Here is a 19,942-nt window from a genome sequence, read left to right as displayed (position 1 = left end):
TTGCCGAATATTCCCTGCCTTAAAGACAGCGCTGTCTTAAACCGACCCGCGCGTGGGGTTCAATCGCCCGCCTGTGGATAACCGACTTATCCCCAGAAAAACCCAATTTAACGCTGAACCAAGCCCGCGCCGAATCGTCATCTACAGTGAAGCACGGGGTTACATAATTCCAACGTCACGGAGAAACACACTATGAGCACTGATGGTGCTTCAAGCCCAAGCCGCCTGCTGCCCAGGCTGCTAGGCGTCTTGCTGCTGATCATGGGGCTGGCCTTGCTGGCTGGCGGCGTCAAGCTGAGCATGCTCGGCGGGTCGCTGTACTACCTGCTGGCCGGTATCGGCATCGCCCTCACCGGCGTGTTGCTGCTGGCCACCCGCCGCGCAGCGCTGGGCCTGTACGCACTGGTGCTGTTCGCCAGTACCGTGTGGGCACTGTGGGAAGTCGGCCTGGACTGGTGGCAATTGGTGCCGCGCCTGGCCCTGCTGTTCGCCTTGGGCATCGTCCTGCTGCTGCCGTGGTTTCGCCGTCCGTTGCTGCGTGGCCAACCTGCGCCGCTGGGCACTGGCGCGCTGAGCGTAGCCGTGGTGCTGGCGGGCGCTGCGGCCCTGGCCAGCCAATTCACCAACCCGGGTGAGATGGTCAAGACCGGCCAACTGGACCGCGACGCCGCGCCTGGCATGGCCAGCACTGCACCGGCCCAGGCTGATGGCGACTGGAATTCCTATGGCCGCTCGGCCTTCGGTGATCGTTACTCGCCTCTGGCGCAGATCACCCCGGAAAACGCCCACAAGCTGGTGCCGGCGTGGACCTATCGCACCGGTGACATCCCTGGCCCAGGCGATCCCGGTGAAACCACCGCAGAAAACACCCCGCTGAAAGTCAACGGCATGCTCTATGTGTGCACGCCGCACAGCCAGGTGATTGCCCTGGACCCGGACACCGGCAAGGAAATCTGGCGTTTCGACCCGAAGATCAGCAGCCAGGGTGCCGCGAACTTCAAAGGTTGGGCGCACATGACCTGCCGTGGCGTGTCGTATCACGATGACGCCGTCTACGCTTCCGCGCAAAGCCCTACCGGCAGCGCCAGCACTGCACCTGTCAGCGCTGTCTGCCCTAAACGCATCTTCGTGCCGACTGCCGACACCCGTCTGATCGCGCTCGACGCCGACACCGGCAAGATGTGCGAAGACTTCGGTGACAAAGGCCAGGTCGACCTGCGTGCCAACATCGGCAGCTTCGCTCCAGGCGGTTACTACTCCACCTCGCCACCGGCCGTGACCAAGAACCTGGTCGTGATCGGCGGTCACGTGACCGACAACGTCTCCACCGACGAGCCTAGCGGCGTGATCCGCGCGTTCGACGTACACACCGGCAAACTGGTGTGGAACTGGGACAGCGGCAACCCGGACGACACCACGCCGTTGGCCGAGGGCAAGACTTACACCCGCAACTCGCCGAACATGTGGTCCATGTTCAGCGTCGATGAAAAACTCGGCATGCTCTACCTGCCGATGGGCAACCAGATGCCTGACCAATACGGCGGCGACCGTACCGAAGACTCGGAAAAATACAGCGCCGGCCTGACCGCTCTGGACATCGACAGCGGCCACGTGAAGTGGACCTTCCAGTTCACTCACCATGACCTGTGGGACATGGACGTGGGCGGCCAGCCTTCGCTGATCGACATCAAGACCGCTGACGGCGTCAAGCCAGCAGTCATGGCCTCGACCAAGCAAGGCAGCATCTACGTGCTGGACCGCAGCAACGGCAAGCCGGTGGTGCCGATCAACGAAATCCCTGTACCGCAAGGCGCAGTGGCCGGTGATCACACCTCGCCGACCCAGCCGAAGTCCGACCTCAACTTCATGCCGCCGCCGTTGAAAGAACGCGACATGTGGGGCGTGACCCCGTTTGACCAGATGCTGTGCCGTATCGATTTCAAATCCATGCGCTACGACGGCCCATTCACCCCGCCATCGCTGCAAGGCTCGATCGTTTACCCGGGTAACTTCGGCGTGTTCGACTGGGGCGGCATCTCGGTTGACCCGGTTCGCCAGATCGCTTTCGTGAACCCGAGCTACATGGCGTTCAAATCGAAACTGATCCCGGCGGCCGACATTGCCAAGCAAGGCCCACGCGTCAGCGAAACCGAAGGTGTGCAGCCGAACAAAGGCGCGCCGTATGGCGTGATCCTCGAAGCACTGCTGTCGCCTTTGGGCCTGCCGTGCCAGGCGCCAGCGTGGGGTTATGTGGCGGCGGTCGATCTGACCAACCACCAGACCATCTGGATGCACAAGAACGGCACCGTGCGCGACAGCTCGCCGGTTCCGATCCCGCTGACCATGGGCGTGCCTAGCCTGGGCGGTACGTTCACCACCGCCGGTGGCGTCGCGTTCCTCAGCGGCACCCTCGACCAGTACCTGCGTGCCTATGACGTGAAAAACGGCAAGCAACTGTGGGAAGGCCGCCTGCCTGCAGGCGCGCAGACCACACCGATGACTTACACCGGCAAGGACGGCAAGCAGTACGTGCTGGTCATGGCCGGCGGTCACGGCTCGCTGGGCACCAAACAGGGTGACTATGTGATGGCGTTCAAACTGCCGGATTAAGCTGAACCGGCGGTAAAACAAAGGCGGCTACCTGATGGGTAGCCGCCTTTTTTATGCCCTGCTGGAAACCATTTTGACCGAGCACGGCTTCAACACTCAGGTCGTCTGCCCAACCGCCATCGCAGGCAAGCCAGCTCCCACAGGAATGCCTGGAGATCACGATTTACAACACCATCCGCTCGCGCCGCATCCACATCTCAAATGCCATGGCATTCAACGGCCGACTGATCAAGTACCCCTGCGCCGTGTCGCACTTCCACTGCCTGAGCAACTTCAAGCTGGGCTCAAACTCCACGCCCTCTGCCACCACCTTGAGCCCCAGGTTGTGGCTCATTTCAATGGTCGAACGCACGATCACACCGTCGCCACTGGCGCTGTCGAGGTTGCGGATAAACGACTGGTCGATCTTCAATTCCTGCACCGGCAAACGCTGCAATTGCGCCAGCGATGAATAGCCTGTGCCGAAGTCATCCACCGACAGGCTGATGCCGCAGCCACGCAGTTGCTCCAGCACACTGAGGGCCTGTTGCGGGTTATGCATGATCGCGCTTTCGGTGATCTCGAAAATCAGTTGGTCGGCCGAGACCTTGTACTGCATCAACAAGGCGGTGACGCGTATGGCCAAGTCATCATCAGCCAAATCATCCACCGAGATATTGACCGAGAGTTGCAGGTGCAACCCCCGTTGCGCCCACTCGGCCATTTGGCGGATGGCTTCCTCGATTGCCCACAAGGTCAGGCTGCCCATGCTGCCGGTGCGCTCGGCCAATGGAATGAATTCGGTGGGCGACACCTGCCCAAGGGTCGGATGCTGCCAGCGCAGCAAGGCTTCTGCCTGACGCACATGGCCGTGCCTGAGGTCGAGCTTGGGCTGGTAACACAGGAACAATTCGCCCTCGACCACCGCCCGGCGCAGGTCGCGGATCAGGGTGATCTGGCGCTGGTGTGCAAGGTCGCGGTCTTGCTGGTAGATCTGCAAATGCCCAGGCAGGCTCGCCGCATCATGCCGGGCAATGGCCGCGCGGCTGATCAACTCTTCGACCTGTTGGCCGTCGGTGGGGTACGCGGCGATGCCGATGCTGACTTCATGGCGCACTTCGTCATTGCCGATACGCTGGGGTTCGGTAAGCAGCCCGTAAAGGCGATCGGCGCGGGCCACGGCGCGGTCGATCTCGGTGTTTTCCAGCAACAGCAGGAACTCACTGCCGGCGATGCGCGCCGCGGTGTCGCTGGCCAACAGGCTCATGGACAAACACCGGCTGGCTTCACGCAGCATTTCTTCGACGCCCTGAGGGCCAAACCCTTCGTTGATCACCCGGTAGTTTTCGATCCCCACGTACAGCAACACAACTGGCCGCCGCGCACTGATCGCACTGCCCAGGCGCTCCATGGCCAAGGCGCGGTTGGGTAAGCCGGTGAGCGGATCATGCAAGGCGTTATGCGCCAGTTGCCGCTCGCGCACAGCGATGCCGCTTTGCATGGCGTTGAAGGCGCGGGCCAGCAAGCCGAATTCGTCATGACTGCGCACCCGCACTGGCGTGCGGTAGTCACCGGCGCCAATGCGTTCAGCGGCCTCCACCAAGGCAGTGAGCGGGCGCGACACACGGCGCGCCAGCAACAACGCCGCCGCCAATGACACCAGCAGCACCGCCAGGGCAATCCCGAGGAACTGCCGGTCCAGCGGCGCAAAGGATTCCAGCGCATGGTCCAGCGGGCTTTGCAGCAACACGCGTACTTGATCGCCATCGCCGGTGTTGGCCAGCGGCAGCACCTGGCTCAGTGCACGTTGCCCGTGAAACACATTGATCTGCGCCTCAGGGTTGGGAGGGCTTTCGCGCATCAGGCTGATGACGGTGTCTTGATAGGCTTCAGGCTGGGTGCTGAACAACTGGCCGACAAGGCCGTCCTGCTCACCAAGGAACGACACTTCAAGGTTGCTCATGGAGCGCAATTCATTGGCGAACAACTTGTCCATGGGGAAACCCATGACCACGCGGGCAATGGGCTCCGGGTCGAGTACTTCATCCTGCACCAGCAAATACGGCTGCCCGTCCATGGCGACGATGAACATTTGCTGGCCACTGCGCCGCGCATGGCGCAAGGCCTGCTCATAAGGAAACACCGCGCCCTGTACCAACACCGGCAAGGTGCTGATCATCACCTTGCCATCCAGGTCGAGGACAAACACCTCGGTGGAGTGGATACCGGTGCCATGCCGGCGCAGCGCAGTCAGGATCGAATCAGCCTTGGCGTCGATCACTGCGTGTTTGAAAGGGCCGTCCGCCGTCAGCCAGTCCAGGCCGTATTGCAGGCGACGCCCGCGCAGGTCCAACAGGCGCTCAAAGACCTGGATGCCGGTACTGAGCTGAACCTGGGCCTGGTTCTCCACGGCACGAGTGGTAGCAGCCTTGACCGCAAAGTAAGTGGCCGCCACCACCACCAGCAACAACAGCGCCAGCACCCCGGCGATACGGGTCTGGAACGTGTGGCGCCACTGCATGGCCGAACCCTGCGGCCGCGTTCGCCTCTCTGTGCCACTGGGTTCCTTGGTCATACGCATCCCTGACGAAGCTGATCTGGCGTCAAAAAAACATCCATTTAAACTGAATATTTGGTTTTAGCAGATTAGCTGGGACTTGGGATAAGTACACCCAATTGGAGCGGGGACTTGAATGTCATTTTATTGGCGGTAAAGGCGTGCGTAGCGTCTGGGGCGGCACTCCCACGCGGAGCGTGGGAAAGATCCGGCTTAAACGCTGCGCGCGCGCATAAAGTCCCCCCAACGGCGCACCAGGTAGTTGTGCTCATCCATCACCGAGTTCCACACCGCGATATGCCCCATGCGTTGCTCGTAGGAACCGCCATCGCGCACGTCACCGATGTCGATCAACGGCAACCCATCGCTGCCCGGCAACTCCTCGCGGGCAGGAAGGCCCGCGTACCAGTAATCCCACTCGGCGCTGCTCAAATGGTCGCGGGTGCGCGCCGGGTTGCCGATGTAGTAACCCTGGCGCGCCATCACCGCGCCCGGCCAGCCGGACAACCACCAATTGAGATAGGCATACGCCGCATCCAACACCGGGCCTTGGGCATGGCGTGACAACGACAAGCCGCCAAACCAGGCGCGATAGCCTTCACGCGGCACCGCCAACCGGTACTTCACCCCCGCACGGTGCAGGCGCATCAAGGTCGGCGACCACAGGCTCTGGATATCGATGCTTGGGCTGAGCATCAACTGCGCGGCTTCTTCATCATCGGACCAGAACGCGGCGAAGTGCCCTTCCTTCTGCTTGCGCACCAGGATGTCGGCCAGCACATCGATCTCTTCGATGCTCATGTTGCCGATGTCCTTGAACTGCGCCAGCCCCGCGCCTTGCACGGCCAGCGCGGCATCCAGCGCGCCAATCGCCGCGTCACTTTGCAACGCGGTACGCGCGCGCCAGGCCGGGTCGAGCAGCCAGCCCCAGCTTTCATTGCCGTGGCTGAAGCCATCGGGCAAACGCTCGGGGCGGTAGGCAAAACTATCGGCGTTGTGGGTCAGCGGCAGCATGCTGATGCGCTCGGTCACCGTGCTGCCGAGGCTGCCGTCGTGCTGCACGAACAGGCGCTCACTGGGCACGCTGCCGCTGCCCAGGCGGTCGCTGGCCGACAGCCGGCCGCGCTTGGGCAGGTCATTGATCTCATGCCACAACGCAATACGCCGTGTGTCGATGGGCTGGATCGCCCGCGCCGGCCATACGAAGTCGACGTTGTGAAACCACTGGTCGTACAGGTCGTAACTCTCGGGTTGCATCACCGCAATGCGCTGGGCCTGCTCCACATCGTGTACCTGGTACACCAGGCGAATGCCCAGCTCTTGCTCGGCGCGCACGCGCAGGCATTCCAGCAAGGTCACGGAAGTACCGAGGACACGCAATGTGATCATGCCGCGAACCGCCGTGAGAACACGTCAAAGGAGCGCTGCAACAACGCCGGGTCGAGACCGCGCAGGATAAACACCAGGCGTGACTGGCGGTCGGTGCCTGGCCATGCAGGCAAATGCACCGGAGCATGCAGGCAATGCTGCACGCCATGGATAACAATGGGGGCCGAGCTTGCGTTCACGTTAAGCAGTCCTTTGACGCGAAGGATTCGTTCGCCGTGGCATCTTAACAGCATCGACAACCACACCCCGAAGCCCACCCAATCCAGCGGCTGCTCAAAGGTCAGGCAGCAGACTTGGGCAGCGCCGTGGCTCGCCGTGGTGGTGTGGTGCAGTTGCCAGCGGCTGACTTCAACCGCGGGCTCGGCGCTGCGCAACCCCTCACCGAGCAACAGTTGGTCGCCGCTGTGAACCGCATGGGTATCGAGGATTGGCGTGCCGGCATTCAATGCCCGCAAGTGCGCCCGTAGCGCGGTGCAATCGCCGGCCAGGTCGGTTTTGCTCAGTAGCAAACGATCCGCCGCCGCCACCTGGGCCAGCCATTCCGGGTGCAGGCGCTCTTGCAATTGGGCGTGGCTGGCATCCACCAAGGTGATCACCAGGCCAATATGAAAACGCCCACGCAGTTGCACATCGTTATTCAGGGTGGCGAGGATCGGCGCCGGGTCGGCCAGACCGGTGGTTTCCAGGATCACGCGCTTGAACGCCGGGATCTCACCGCGCTCACGGCGTTGCAACAGGCCAAGCAGCGCGTCTTTCAACTCGCCGCGAATCGAGCAGCACACACAGCCGCTGGGCAGCAACACGGTGTCTGGCGCGACCTCTTCCACCAACAGATGGTCGATGCCGATATCACCGAATTCATTGATCAAGAGGGCGGTATCACCGAGGCTTTCGCCTTGCAGCAAACGCTTGAGCAAGGTGGTTTTACCGCTGCCGAGAAAGCCGGTGATGACATTAAGGGCGATGCTCATGACGACTCCAGATGATCGAGCAAACGCGGGTCCAGCGGGTCCAGCGGGCGCCCGAGCATGGTCTCCGCCGCCTGCCACAGTTGATCCAGGCCACTGGCCAATGCCTGTTTGCCGGTCGCGCCCAACAACAGGTAGGACGCACCCTGGAAGTCTTCGACCTTGAGTCGGAACAGCGCCAGCACTTGATTGATCGCCGCAATGCGGCGCAGACGCTCACGGCGCCTGGGCAGTTCATCGCCCAAGGGGTCGCTCCAGTGCAAGTCTTCGCCGAGCAAGCCGCAGAGTCCGCACATGCCTACACCTCACTCATGGCATGACATCGCCGGAATTCGGGCCGAGTGTCTGGCCGACAAACAGGTTGCCTCCCGGCTCGCTGGCAAGCAGTACAGCGGTCGGCGCCACTTCATCGGCCAGGCCAAAGCGGCCCAGGGGCAACTCGGCAGCTTTGGCGCGTTTCCAGTCTTCGCTGATGCCGCCCACCAACGGCGTCTCGATCGGGCCGGGTGCAATGGCATTGACCAGCACGTTGTCCTTGGCCACTTCCAGCGCCAGGGATTTGGTGAAGCCGATCACCCCAGCCTTGGCCGCGGCGTAGTGGGTCAACTCGGCGCCGCCCTTGATACCCAGTTGCGAGGCCACATTGATGATGCGGCCCCAACGCTGCGCCAGCATGTGCGGCAAGGCGCGCTGACTGGCGACAAATACACTGGTGAGGTCGACGCGCAGCATGTCGTTCCACATTTCGATGGAGAGGTCGACGCAGCGTGCCTGGGTGAGCATGCCGGCATTGTTGACCAGAATATCGATGCCGCCGAAGTGCTCGACGCAGCGGTCGACACTGGCCTGGGCGCCTTCAACGCTGCCGACATCGGCCAGGCACTCGACCACCTCGGCGCCGAGGTTGCGGCAGGTGATCGCGGTTTCGGCGAGGCTGACGGCGTTGCGGTCGGCCAGCAGCAGGCGTGCGCCTTCAGCGGCGTAGGCACGGGCGATGGCGGCACCGATGCCGCTGCCGGCGCCGGTGATCACGGCGCGGCGGTTGTTCAATTGAGACATACACAAATCTCCTAAGGCAAACACGGTCTCCTGTGAGAGCTGGCTTGCCTGCTCCCACATGTTTAGATCGAGTACCGTCAGTCGGGCCAGCGCACAGTTAAACCACCGTCGATGACGATGCTTTGGCCTGTGAGGTAGCTCGACGCCTCACTGGTCAAAAACTGTACCAGCGACGCTACCTCATCCGCCCGCCCTACCCGGCCCAACGGAATTGCCCGGGCGGCCTTGGCCAAGCCTTCCGGCCCCAAAGAATTCTTCGCATCCAACGACTGCGGCGTCTCGATCAACCCCGGAATCACCGCATTGCAACGAATCCCCAACGCCGCCAACTCCACCGCCAGCGAACGGCACAACCCCGGCACGCCGGCTTTTGCCGCCGCGTAATGGCTGTGTTCCTGCCAGCCATACACACCGCCGGCAATCGATGAAATCGCCACCAGCGCGCCGCCCTCTTTCATATGCCGGCTTGCAGCGCGGAAGGTGCGCATCACCCCCGTGAGGTCGATATTGAGCATCTCGTCCCACAGCTCATCGGTCATCTCCAGCAACGGCGCGCGGCGCAGCAAACCGGCGTTGGCCACGGCGTAATCGAGGCGGCCGAAGTGCTGCACGGCGGCCTCGGCCAGGGCGTTTACCGAGGCACTATTACCCACGTCCAGCGGCAACATCAGGCATTCGCCTCCGGCTTCTTTCACCAGGGCCACGGTGGTATGCGGGTCATGGGGATCGGCCGGGAAATACCCGCCGACCACCGCCACGCCGCTGCGCGCATACGCCACGGCGAGGGCTTGGCCAATGCCGCTGGCGGCACCGGTAATCAAGGCAACTTTACGGCTCATCTAACACTCCTTACTGAACGGTTTCCGGACGCACATGGCGTGCGGCAAACATCAGCGCACCGGACAAGAAGCACGGCAGCGCGCCGAACCACAGCGCGGCGGTCTGCCAGTCACTGCCGGCGGACAACACCTGGGTGGCGCCAAACCCTGCAACCACTGCACCAATCGGGCCCATGGCATGGATGATCGCGCCGCCGGTGGCGCGGATGCTGGTGGGGAAACTCTCACTGATAAAGAACAGTGCCGCCGAGTAAGGCCCGATCAGGAAGAACAAGCCCAGGCTGTACAGCCCGACCACCATCGGCATGTTGCTTGGGCCAAACAGCATCCCGGCAAATGCCAGGCCACCGAGCATCCAGCCCAGGCCGATCACGTTGCGGCGGCCGATCTTGTCGCCCATCCAGCCGTGGGTCAGGTAGCCGCAGTAACCCACCAGGTTCGACAGCACGAGGATGATCAGCGAGTTCTCGAACGAAATATGGTGCACGCTGACGATCACCGAGGTGCCGAGCACGCTGAACACCTGGATGGCCGCCCAGTTGAGCAACAGCGCGGCGCCGATTACCAGCGTGGCGCGCCGGGCCGGACCACGGAAGGCAGCTTTAAGGCCAGCCTTGCTGTGTTCGTCGTAGTCGACGCCGTAAGTCACAGCGACGTTTTGCGCTTCTTTTACCGCGCCGCTTTTACGCAGTTCGCTGATGCGCTGATGGATCTGGAACTGCGGGCTCTCCTTGAGCTTGCGCGCCATGATCGCGATCACGACGGCCGGGATCGCTGCAAAAATGAAACACCCCTGCCAGCCGATAATCGGCAGCAACAGCGCGGTCAACCCGGCAGCGATCAACGCGCCCACCGGCCAGCCGCCCTGCACCAGGCTGTAGATAAACCCGCGGCGCTTGGTCAGTCGTGGGTCTTCCGAGGCGCCATACAGCTCGCTCAGGTACGTGGCATTGACGGTTTCCTCGGCATAGCCCAGGCCGCCCAGCGAACGAATCAGAATCAGCGGTGACTTGCCCCACGCACCGCCAATCGCGGTAAGTGCCGAGCACAGCGCGGAACCTGCCACGGTAAAAATAATGCCTTTGCGCCGGCCCAACTTGTCCACTACCGGGCCAATCGCAAAGGCGACCACCGCTGTGCCCACCGCCACCCATGTTGCGATTTCAGCTTGCTCCACTTCACCCCAGCCAAAATGCCGGCCGATCTCCGGCAGCAAGGTGCCGAAGAGGATGAAGTCATACACCGCAAACACCCAGGCGAAAAACGCGATCCAGGTGGCAAAGCGCACCTCTTGCGACGTCAGTTGCCGGGGTTTCCAGCCAGTCAGGTCAAGCTTGTTGTAGATGGACATAAATCGCGCCTCGCAGGGTTGGGGCAAATGCCGACTAGCCAAGGTGGAACCTGAACCACAGGTAACGGATGACTCAGATCAGGTACGCGGTTGGCGGCGGATAAAGTCGTCGGCGATTTCGTCGAAGGTGACGAAGCGCACGCCGGCATGGCTCTGGATGTGTTCGATCAGGCGCTCGAGCATCAATAGCACTTGCGGGCGGCCGGACACGTCGGGGTGGATGGTCATGGTGAACACCGCGTGTTCGTGTTCGCGGTAAACCCAGTCGAACTGGTCGCGCCACATCTCTTCCAGGTGGCGCGGGTTGACGAAGCCGTGGCTGTTGGGGGCTTTTTTGATGAACATCATCGGCGGCAGGTCGTCGAGGTACCAGTTGGCCGGGATTTCCACCAAGTCGGTTTCTTCGCCACGCACCAAAGGTTTCATCCAGGTATCCGGGTGCTGGCTGTAATCGATCTTGGTCCAGCTGTCGCCCTTGCGCACGTAGTACGGATGGAAGTCGTTGTGCATCAGGCTGTGGTCGTACTTGATGCCTTTTTTCAGCAGCAACTCGTTAGTGACCTTGCTGAATTCCCACCAGGGTGCGACATAACCGGTCGGGCGTTTGCCGGTGACCTGGGTGATCAGCTCGATCGACTTATCGAGGACGATTTCTTCCTGCTCGGCGGTCATCGCGATCGGGTTTTCGTGGCTGTAGCCGTGCACGCCGATTTCGTGGCCGGCGTCGGCCACCGCTTTCATCTGCTCGGGGAAGGTTTCCATTGAGTGACCGGGAATAAACCAGGTGGTGCGCAGGCCGTAGCGTTCGAACAGTTTGAGCAGGCGCGGCGCGCCAATTTCACCTGCGAACAAGCCGCGAGAGATGTCGTCCGGCGAGTCTTCACCGCCGTAGGAGCCGAGCCAGCCGGCGACGGCGTCTACGTCGACGCCAAATGCACAGAGAATGTCTTTAGCCATGGTATGTCTCCTTAAAAATTCAGGGTGGTTTCGACCGACAGTGCGGCCCTGAGCAGACGTGCGTCTTCGCCGCTTGGGGCGCTGAGCAGCAGGCCGGTGGGTAAACCCAGGGCATCACGGCCGCTGGGCAGGCTGACGCCAGGCATGTCGAGCAAACTGCCGGGCATGGTCAGGCGCAGGGTGGCGAGGTTGGTTTTGACGAACAGCTCGTCATCGGCTTGCAGCGGTGCAAGGGCCGGGGCGACATGGGCGACCGTCGGGGTAATGAGAACGGCACCGTCGAGTTCATCGACCAGTTGGAGTTGCAAGCGGCGACGCGCGTCGATCAGGTGCAGTAATTGGCTGGCAGGCAATTCACGCGCGGCCTCCAGGCGGCGACGTACACGCGGGTCGAGTTGCTCGGCATCGCAACTGTCCAACAAGTTTTCGTGCAGGGCGAAGGCTTCGAATGAGCCGAGCCAGCCGTCCTGCTTGATCAGGTTGAGGGTGGCCTGGAAGGTGGCTGACGCGCGCACCTCGATCAGCGCACCGGCAGCCTTGAGCTGGTCCACCGCGCGCAGCAGGTTATTGCGTACGGCGGGTTCGATGTCTTCCAACGTGCCCTGCTCAAGGACGAAGTGCTGGCCCTTGAGGCTGCGGGCGACGTGCTGTTGCGTGCGGCCGTTGAGCAGGTCGTCGATGGCCAGCGCATCGCGCACGCTGCGGGTCAGCGGGCCGAGGCTGTCGAGGGTGTGCGCCAGCGGGAATACGCCGTCGCGGCTGTAGCGCCGACAGCTGCTGCGGTAGCCCACCACACCATTGAGCGCTGCGGGGATGCGGATCGAGCCGGCGGTGTCGGTGCCCATGGCGATGGGCACGATCCCCGCCGCCACAGCGACCGCCGAGCCCGACGACGAGCCGCCGGGAATGCGCGGTTGATCGCTGCCATTGGGGTTATGGGGCGTGCCGAAATGCGGGTTCAGGCCCAGGCCGGAATACGCCAGTTCACTGAGATTGGTCTTGCCCAGGCTGACCATTCCGGCGCGGCACAACAGCCCGACACTGGGCGCATCGACCAAGGCCGGCGCAGCCTTGCGGCGATAGGCGGCGCCTGCGGTGGTGATGCTGCCGGCCACGTCGAACAAATCTTTCCAGGCCAGTGGCACGCCATCGAATGCGCTCAAAGGCTGCCCGGCACGCCAGCGCGCGGCGGCAGCCTCGGCCTCACGGCGTGCGCGCTCGGCGGTCAGGGAGATAAAGACACTGGGCGCCATGCTCGCGTGGACGAGTGCCTGCTCCAGTGCCTGCACCGGGTCGTTGCGACCGCTGGCGAACGCTTGGGCCATTGAGGTGGCGTCTGACATCAAGATGACCCTCACAAAACGTACATATTAATAAAATGTACGTTTTACAAAGGCAGATTTCGTGCCAGTCTCTTTGGACGTGTTGTGGTGTTCCTAAGCCATAACGTCAACACCAGCGGGATAGAAGGTTTTGCAGGCTGCAAAAAATATCGGCACACGTGCATGGCCTGGCCCAAATTGAAATAATGTATCTTTTATTAATAAATACATTTTGGTGCAAAAAGTAACGTTTCTCTCTTGGCGGCCCCAAAAAAGTGCCACCGCTGTAGCGCAGAGTGACAGGTGCATCTATGAGAGAATCCCCGACCAATTTCCTACACGCCCAAGAGAACACGATGAAAGCAGTGTCCGCCTCGGCCTCCCGTTACGCGATGATTCACCAACTGTTGCGTGATGCGATCGTTAACGGCACTGCGCGCCACGGGCTGGTGTTGCTGGAAGCGCCGCTGGCCGAGCTGTTCGGCACCAGCCGCGTTCCAGTCCGCAAGGCTTTGGACCTGCTGCATGACGAGGGCTTGATCTGCCGTTTCAATGGCCGAGGTTACTTGATCAACCCCAAAGGCCTGGTCATGGAGCCGCTGCGCTTGCCCCTGAGCCATGCGCATCTGGGCCTTGATGGCGAAGCTGAGTTGGTGGATACGCGGCCGCTGGGTGAGCGGATCGTCGAGGAGATCGGCGCGGCGCTGTCCACATGTATCGCTTTTGGCCACTACCGCCTGGACGAGCAAGCCGCCGCTGACCACTACAGCGTCAGCCGCGCAGTGGTGCGTGAAGCGCTGATGCGCCTGCGCGACCGTGGCCTGGTGGAAAAAGAACCCTACTCCCAGTGGCTGGCCGGGCCGTTGACCGCGCGGGAAGTCACCGAAGACTACGAACTACGCGCCTGCCTGGAACCCGAAGCGCTGCGCCAGAGTGCGCCGAACCTGGACCGCGAGATGCTCGAAGCGATGTTGCAGCGCGTGCTGGATGCCCAGCAAAGCCCACACTGCAGCCTGGAAACCATCGAACAGATCGAAGAGGACTTGCACCAACGCTGCCTGGCCGGCCTGCAAAACCGCAAGATCGCCGCGCTGATCCGCCAGGGCCAGAGCCCGATGATCATCAGTCGTATTTTTTACCGTTTACTGGGAATCGGCGCAGATCCCGCCATGCTCGCCGAACATCGCTTGATTCTGGAGTTGTTGCTGCATGGGGCATTTGATGCGGCGGCGCTGAATTTGCGCGAGCATTTGCAGCGGGCGCGGCAGCGGATGTTGCAGCGCCTGAAGGTGCTGTCGGTGTTACCGGAGCAGCCGCTGCCGGCTTACCTGCACAAAATCAGCTGACGCCACTCGGTCTGACATGTGGGAGCTGGCTTGCCTGCGATGGCGGTGTATCAGTCACCCGATGTATCAACTGGCACACCGCTATCGCAGGCAAGCCAGCTCCCACATGGACTCAGCGTCGTTTTAGAAATTTCATGCAATATGTTGCTATCTCACGCCCACCATTGAAACCACCGCTACCCCGCCCCATCTAACCTGCATACTTCCTTATGCAGGTGCCCCATGAGCGACCAGCAAGAATTCCCGGACATCGACCTGAACGATTACGCCGACCCCGAAAACGCTGAGCACGAAACCTCGTCCAACACCGGCCTGGCCCTGCCTGGGCAAAACCTGCCGGACAAGGTCTATATCATCCCGATCCACAACCGGCCGTTCTTCCCGGCGCAGGTATTGCCGGTCATCGTCAACGAAGATCCGTGGGCCGAAACCCTGGAGCTGGTGAGCAAATCCGACCACCACTCGCTTGCGCTGTTTTTCATGGACACACCACCCGAAGACCCGCGCCACTTCGACACCTCCAGCCTGCCGCTGTACGGCACGCTGGTGAAGGTGCACCACGCCAGCCGCGAGAACGGCAAGCTGCAGTTCGTCGCCCAGGGCCTGACCCGCGTGCGCATCAAGACCTGGCTCAAGCACCATCGCCCGCCATACCTGGTGGAAGTCGAATACCCGCACCAGCCCACCCAGCCGACCGACGAGGTCAAGGCCTACGGCATGGCGTTGATCAACGCGATCAAGGAACTGCTGCCGCTCAACCCACTGTACAGCGAAGAGTTGAAGAACTACCTCAACCGCTTCAGCCCCAACGACCCGTCGCCGCTCACCGACTTCGCCGCCGCGTTGACCTCGGCAACCGGTAACGAGTTGCAGGAAGTGCTGGACTGCGTCCCCATGCTCAAGCGCATGGAAAAAGTATTGCCGATGCTGCGCAAGGAAGTTGAAGTCGCGCGCCTGCAGAAGGAAATCTCCGCCGAGGTAAACCGCAAGATCGGTGAGCATCAGCGCGAGTTCTTCCTCAAGGAACAACTCAAGGTCATCCAGCAAGAGCTGGGCTTGACCAAGGATGACCGCAGCGCCGACGTCGAACAGTTCGAGCAACGCCTGGTGGGCAAAGTGCTGCCGGCCCAGGCGCAAAAACGCATCGGCGAAGAGATGAACAAGCTGTCGATCCTGGAAACCGGTTCGCCGGAATACGCGGTCACACGCAACTACCTGGACTGGGCCACTTCCGTGCCGTGGGGCGTATATGGCGAGGACAAGCTCGACCTGAAACACGCGCGCAAAGTGCTGGATAAACACCATGCAGGCCTGGACGACATCAAAAGTCGCATCCTCGAATTCCTCGCGGTCGGTGCTTACAAAGGCGAAGTCGCCGGTTCCATCGTGCTGCTGGTCGGCCCGCCGGGCGTGGGCAAGACCAGTGTGGGTAAATCCATCGCCGAGTCCCTGGGCCGGCCGTTCTATCGGTTCAGCGTTGGCGGCATGCGCGACGAGGCCGAGATCAAGGGCCATCGCCGCACCTACATCGGCGCCCTGCCGGGCAAGCTGGTGCAGGCGCTTAAAGATGTGGAAGTGATGAACCCGGTGATCATGCTCGACGAGATCGACAAGATGGGCCAGAGCTTCCAGGGCGACCCGGCGTCTGCGCTGCTGGAAACCCTCGACCCTGAGCAGAACGTCGAATTCCTCGATCACTACCTGGACCTGCGCCTGGACCTGTCCAAAGTGCTGTTCGTGTGTACCGCCAACACCCTGGACTCGATCCCCGGCCCGTTGCTGGACCGTATGGAAGTGATTCGCCTGTCGGGCTATATCACCGAAGAAAAAGTCGCCATCGCCAAGCGTCACCTGTGGCCCAAGCAGCTGGAAAAAGCCGGCGTGGCGAAAACCAGCCTGAGCATCAGCGACGGCGCCCTGCGTGCGTTGATCGACGGTTATGCGCGGGAAGCCGGGGTGCGCCAGTTGGAGAAACAGCTGGGCAAACTGGTGCGCAAGGCGGTGGTCAAGTTGCTGGATGAGCCGAACTCGGTGATCAAGATCGGCAACAAGGACCTGGAAAGCTCATTGGGCATGCCGGTGTTCCGCAACGAGCAAGTGCTGTCGGGCACTGGTGTGATCACTGGCCTGGCCTGGACCAGCATGGGCGGCGCGACCTTGCCGATTGAGGCGACGCGCATCCACACGCTCAATCGCGGCTTCAAACTCACCGGGCAGTTGGGTGAAGTGATGAAAGAGTCCGCCGAGATCGCCTACAGCTACATCAGCTCGAACCTGAAGTCGTTTGGCGGCGATCCGAAGTTCTTCGATGAAGCCTTTGTACACCTGCACGTGCCGGAAGGCGCCACACCCAAAGACGGCCCGAGCGCGGGTGTCACCATGGCCAGTGCGCTGCTGTCGCTGGCACGCAACCAGCCGCCGAAAAAAGGCGTGGCCATGACCGGCGAGCTGACCTTGACCGGGCATGTGCTGCCGATTGGCGGCGTGCGCGAGAAGGTGATTGCGGCGCGCCGCCAGAAGATTCACGAGCTGATCTTGCCGGAGCCGAATCGCGGGAGCTTTGAGGAGTTGCCGGAGTACCTGAAGGAAGGCATGACGGTACACTTTGCCAAGCGCTTTGCGGATGTGGCGAAGGTGCTCTTCTAAATTTCACTCCAACCCTGTGGCAAGGGAGCTTGCTCCCTCGCCACAAAGGTTTCTGTCACTGTCTGCTTGTCACACCTTGTCTCATCTTCGGTTATGCTCGCCCTTCGTCGCCACACAACGGAGCCTCCATGACCGCTGCCCGCCTGCTTCTCCCCTTGAGCCTTGCCCTGCTGGCCGGATGCGCCAGTGCCCCCAAGCAAAACGTCACAGTGGACAACCAGAGCGCCTGCCCGCTGCAGCTTAAAACCGGACAAAACCTGATCCTCACCCTGCCGAGCAACCCCACCACCGGCTACCGCTGGGCCATCCAGGATTCCGCGGGCGGTGTGCTGCGTGCCTTGAGCCCGGAGGTCTACAGCAGCGCGGAATCCGGTGTGATCGGCGGCGGTGGCCACTCCACCTGGCGCTTCCAGGCCTTCGCGGCCGGCCAGGGCCGTTTGCGCCTGACATCCCAGCAACCCTGGGAGCCGGAAGCCGAACCGGCCGAAACCTTCGACTGCGCCATTACGGTGAACTGATATGCCATGGCTGATCCTTGCGTTGATGGGCGCCGGCACCTTTATCTACGGCCTGACCACCCACGCCACCTTGTTGTGCCTGCTGGTCAAACCACTGCCGGTGCTGGCACTGCTGGGCTGGCTGCATGATGCGCCGCCCACTGACTATCGACGCTGGATCAGCCTGGGGCTGATTTTTTCCCTGGTCGGTGATGTGCTGCTCGCTTGGCCGGGCGACCTGTTTATCTTTGGCCTCGGCGCGTTCCTGTTTGCGCACCTGGCGTATCTGAAAGCCTATTTCAGCGATTGCCGCCGCCTGGCGGTGTTGCCATTGGTATTGGCGCTGGGTGTGGGGGCAATCCTGCTGAGTATTTTGATTTCCCACGGCCTCGGCGACTTGCTGATTCCAGTGGTGGTTTACGCCCTGGTGATCAGCGCCATGCTCTGGCGTGCGCTCGCACGGCTGGGCAGTGAAGTGCCCAAACGCTCGGCATGGCTTGCGGCAGCGGGGGCGGTGTCGTTTGTGTTTTCCGACACGCTGATCGGCATCAACCGGTTTGTGTTGGCCTTCGATGCGGCACCGTATTTGCTGATCACCACCTATTGGCTGGGTCAGTGGGGTATTACCGCTTCGGCTTTCCATCAGACAACCCGCGCACATGAGGGCCAACTTGGCTAAAATGCCGGCCTTTCCCCCCTCGTCGCCGGAACAACCGTGAGCAAAGAACCCGATCGCCTATTCGCCCAGCCCCTGCCCCAGGTGCCGGACTTCGCCTTTAACGAGGACGTGGTGCGGGTGTTCCCGGACATGATCAAGCGCTCGGTGCCGGGTTACCCGACCATCGTCGAGAACCTCGGCGTGCTTGCGGCGCAATTTGCCCAGCCGGGCAGCGTGCTTTACGACCTCGGTTCGTCCCTAGGCGCTGTGACCCAAGCTTTGCGTCGCCACGTGCGCACCGACGGCTGCCGGGTGATTGCAGTGGATAACTCCGCCGCGATGGTCGAGCGCTGCCGCGAATACCTCAACGGTCAGGACTCGATGTTCCAGGAGTTGCTGCCGGTTGAGGTGATTGAGGGCGACATTCTCGCGCTGCAATTTAAGCCTGCTTCGGTGGTGGCGTTGAACTTCACCCTGCAATTTATCGCGCCTGACCAACGCCTGGCGTTACTCGGGCGTATCCGCCAGTCGCTGCTGCCAGGCGGGGCGCTGATCCTTTCGGAAAAGCTGCGTTTCAACGATCCCGAAGAACACGCGCTGCTCACCGACCTGCATATCGCGTTCAAACGCGCCAACGGCTACAGCGAACTGGAAATTGCCCAGAAGCGCAGCGCCATCGAAAACGTCATGAAGCCCGACAGCCTCGAAGAACACCGCGAACGCCTGCTGGCGGCCGGGTTCTCGAAAGTCGTGCCGTGGTTCCAGTGTCTTAACTTTGCCTCGTTGATTGCCTTGCCATGATTGATTTGTCCCCCCTCGCCCGCCACTTGGTCGGTACTCCTCTGGCCGTATGGGCCCAGGGCCTGCAAGCGCAGCTCGACAGCAAAATGGAAAAGGGTCACGGCGACCTGGAGCGCTGGCAAAGTGCGCTGGACGCACTGCCGCAGATCCAGCCCAGCGAAGTCGATTTGCTCAATGGCCTGACGCTTGATACCGATTGCGACGACGCCACCCGCGCACAAATGCACACCGCCCTGATGGGCCTGAGCCCGTGGCGCAAAGGCCCGTTCAACCTGTTCGGCGTGCACGTGGACACCGAATGGCGTTCGGACTGGAAATGGTCGCGGGTGGCGCCGCACCTGGATTTGAAGGGCAAGCGCATCCTCGATGTGGGCTGCGGCAACGGGTATTACATGTGGCGCATGCTCGGCGCGGGCGCCGACAGCGTGATTGGCGTAGACCCGAACTGGCTGTTTTTCTGCCAGTTCCAGGCGGTGCAGCGCTACTTGTCCGAGCCAAAGGCCTGGCACTTGCCGTTCCCGTTTGAGGACCTGCCGTCGAACCTGGAAGGCTTCGATACGGTGTTTTCCATGGGCGTGTTCTATCACCGCCGCTCGCCGATCGAGCATCTGCTGGCACTCAAGGACACACTGGTCAAAGGTGGCGAGTTGGTGCTGGAAACCCTGGTAGTGGACGGCGATCAGCAGCAAGTGCTGGTGCCGGAAGACCGCTACGCACAGATGCGCAACGTGTGGTTCCTGCCGTCGGTGCCGGCACTGATGCTGTGGCTGCGCCGCGCGGGTTTCAGTGAAGTGCGTTGTGTGGATGTGAGCGTGACCACGGTTGAAGAACAACGCGGCACCGAGTGGATGAAGTATCAGTCGCTGAGTGATTTCCTGGACCCGGATGATCACAGCAAGACCATCGAAGGGCTGCCGGCGCCGATGCGGGCGGTGATTATCGCCAAGAAATAAACACTGATGT

16 protein-coding genes are annotated in these 19,942 nt (G+C 61.8%); 7 read left to right on the top strand and 9 right to left on the bottom strand.

Annotation, left to right across the window (positions count from 1 at the left end):
- Positions 1–192: 192 nt before the first annotated feature.
- Positions 193–2,610, top strand: a complete 2,418-nt coding sequence (locus tag HU759_RS06485) for a glucose/quinate/shikimate family membrane-bound PQQ-dependent dehydrogenase (protein WP_186616787.1) — start codon at positions 193–195, stop codon at positions 2,608–2,610.
- A gap of 163 nt (positions 2,611–2,773) precedes the next feature.
- On the opposite strand, the gene HU759_RS06480 is transcribed toward HU759_RS06485, so the two are convergent.
- The 9 genes from HU759_RS06480 to HU759_RS06440 form a co-directional block, all read right to left on the bottom strand.
- Positions 2,774–5,110, bottom strand: a complete 2,337-nt coding sequence (locus HU759_RS06480; RefSeq protein WP_099548492.1) for a GGDEF domain-containing protein — start codon at positions 5,108–5,110, stop codon at positions 2,774–2,776.
- A gap of 249 nt (positions 5,111–5,359) precedes the next feature.
- Complete coding sequence (locus tag HU759_RS06475) at positions 5,360–6,535, bottom strand: PotD/PotF family extracellular solute-binding protein (RefSeq protein WP_099548491.1); 1,176 nt, start codon at positions 6,533–6,535, stop codon at positions 5,360–5,362.
- Positions 6,532–7,506 (bottom strand): GTP-binding protein, encoded by a 975-nt coding sequence (locus HU759_RS06470; protein ID WP_186616786.1) that lies wholly within the window; start codon positions 7,504–7,506, stop codon positions 6,532–6,534. Before HU759_RS06470 ends, HU759_RS06475 begins: the two co-directional genes overlap by 4 nt.
- The gene (locus HU759_RS06465; protein WP_186616785.1) at positions 7,503–7,799 is read right to left on the bottom strand and encodes a hypothetical protein; all 297 of its coding nucleotides are present in this window, start codon (positions 7,797–7,799) and stop codon (positions 7,503–7,505) included. Before HU759_RS06465 ends, HU759_RS06470 begins: the two co-directional genes overlap by 4 nt.
- Positions 7,800–7,812: 13 nt before the next feature.
- Positions 7,813–8,562 carry an SDR family NAD(P)-dependent oxidoreductase gene (locus tag HU759_RS06460; RefSeq protein WP_170036344.1) on the bottom strand — a complete coding sequence of 250 codons (750 nt, stop codon included), beginning with the start codon at positions 8,560–8,562 and terminating at the stop codon, positions 7,813–7,815.
- A gap of 77 nt (positions 8,563–8,639) precedes the next feature.
- On the bottom strand, positions 8,640–9,401 hold the full coding sequence (locus HU759_RS06455; RefSeq protein WP_176991327.1) for an SDR family NAD(P)-dependent oxidoreductase: 762 nt from the start codon (positions 9,399–9,401) through the stop codon (positions 8,640–8,642).
- Between the two features lie 10 nt (positions 9,402–9,411).
- A complete protein-coding gene (locus tag HU759_RS06450) occupies positions 9,412–10,752 on the bottom strand; it encodes an MFS transporter (protein ID WP_065912690.1) in 1,341 nt (446 codons plus the stop codon).
- A 78-nt stretch (positions 10,753–10,830) separates the two neighbouring features.
- Positions 10,831–11,709 carry a polysaccharide deacetylase gene (locus tag HU759_RS06445; protein ID WP_003234086.1) on the bottom strand — a complete coding sequence of 293 codons (879 nt, stop codon included), beginning with the start codon at positions 11,707–11,709 and terminating at the stop codon, positions 10,831–10,833.
- A gap of 11 nt (positions 11,710–11,720) precedes the next feature.
- Positions 11,721–13,052, bottom strand: coding sequence for an amidase (locus tag HU759_RS06440; RefSeq protein ID WP_170036342.1), 1,332 nt, complete (start codon positions 13,050–13,052; stop codon positions 11,721–11,723).
- Between the two features lie 335 nt (positions 13,053–13,387).
- Here HU759_RS06440 and HU759_RS06435 point away from each other — a divergent pair, with 335 nt between their 5' ends.
- The 6 genes from HU759_RS06435 (at position 13,388) to cmoB (ending at position 19,932) form a co-directional block, all read left to right on the top strand.
- Positions 13,388–14,377 carry a GntR family transcriptional regulator gene (locus HU759_RS06435; protein ID WP_017136306.1) on the top strand — a complete coding sequence of 330 codons (990 nt, stop codon included), beginning with the start codon at positions 13,388–13,390 and terminating at the stop codon, positions 14,375–14,377.
- A gap of 222 nt (positions 14,378–14,599) precedes the next feature.
- Positions 14,600–17,023, top strand: coding sequence for an endopeptidase La (lon, locus tag HU759_RS06430; protein WP_017136305.1), 2,424 nt, complete (start codon positions 14,600–14,602; stop codon positions 17,021–17,023).
- 128 nt (positions 17,024–17,151) lie between these two features.
- On the top strand, positions 17,152–17,541 hold the full coding sequence (locus HU759_RS06425) for a protease inhibitor I42 family protein (RefSeq protein ID WP_017136304.1): 390 nt from the start codon (positions 17,152–17,154) through the stop codon (positions 17,539–17,541).
- A 1-nt stretch (position 17,542) separates the two neighbouring features.
- Positions 17,543–18,199, top strand: coding sequence for a lysoplasmalogenase (locus HU759_RS06420; RefSeq protein WP_099548485.1), 657 nt, complete (start codon positions 17,543–17,545; stop codon positions 18,197–18,199).
- A gap of 36 nt (positions 18,200–18,235) precedes the next feature.
- Positions 18,236–18,979 (top strand): carboxy-S-adenosyl-L-methionine synthase CmoA, encoded by a 744-nt coding sequence (gene cmoA, locus HU759_RS06415; protein ID WP_017136302.1) that lies wholly within the window; start codon positions 18,236–18,238, stop codon positions 18,977–18,979.
- A complete protein-coding gene (cmoB, locus tag HU759_RS06410) occupies positions 18,976–19,932 on the top strand; it encodes a tRNA 5-methoxyuridine(34)/uridine 5-oxyacetic acid(34) synthase CmoB (protein ID WP_099548484.1) in 957 nt (318 codons plus the stop codon). Before cmoA ends, cmoB begins: the two co-directional genes overlap by 4 nt.
- The last annotated feature ends 10 nt before the right edge of the window (positions 19,933–19,942 follow it).

The sequence above is a fragment of the Pseudomonas sp. OE 28.3 genome (genome assembly GCF_014268205.2).
GTDB classification, from domain to species: domain Bacteria; phylum Pseudomonadota; class Gammaproteobacteria; order Pseudomonadales; family Pseudomonadaceae; genus Aquipseudomonas; species Aquipseudomonas edaphica.
Note: the sequence above shows the minus strand (reverse complement) of the source record. Positions and strands in the feature narration are given on the sequence as shown.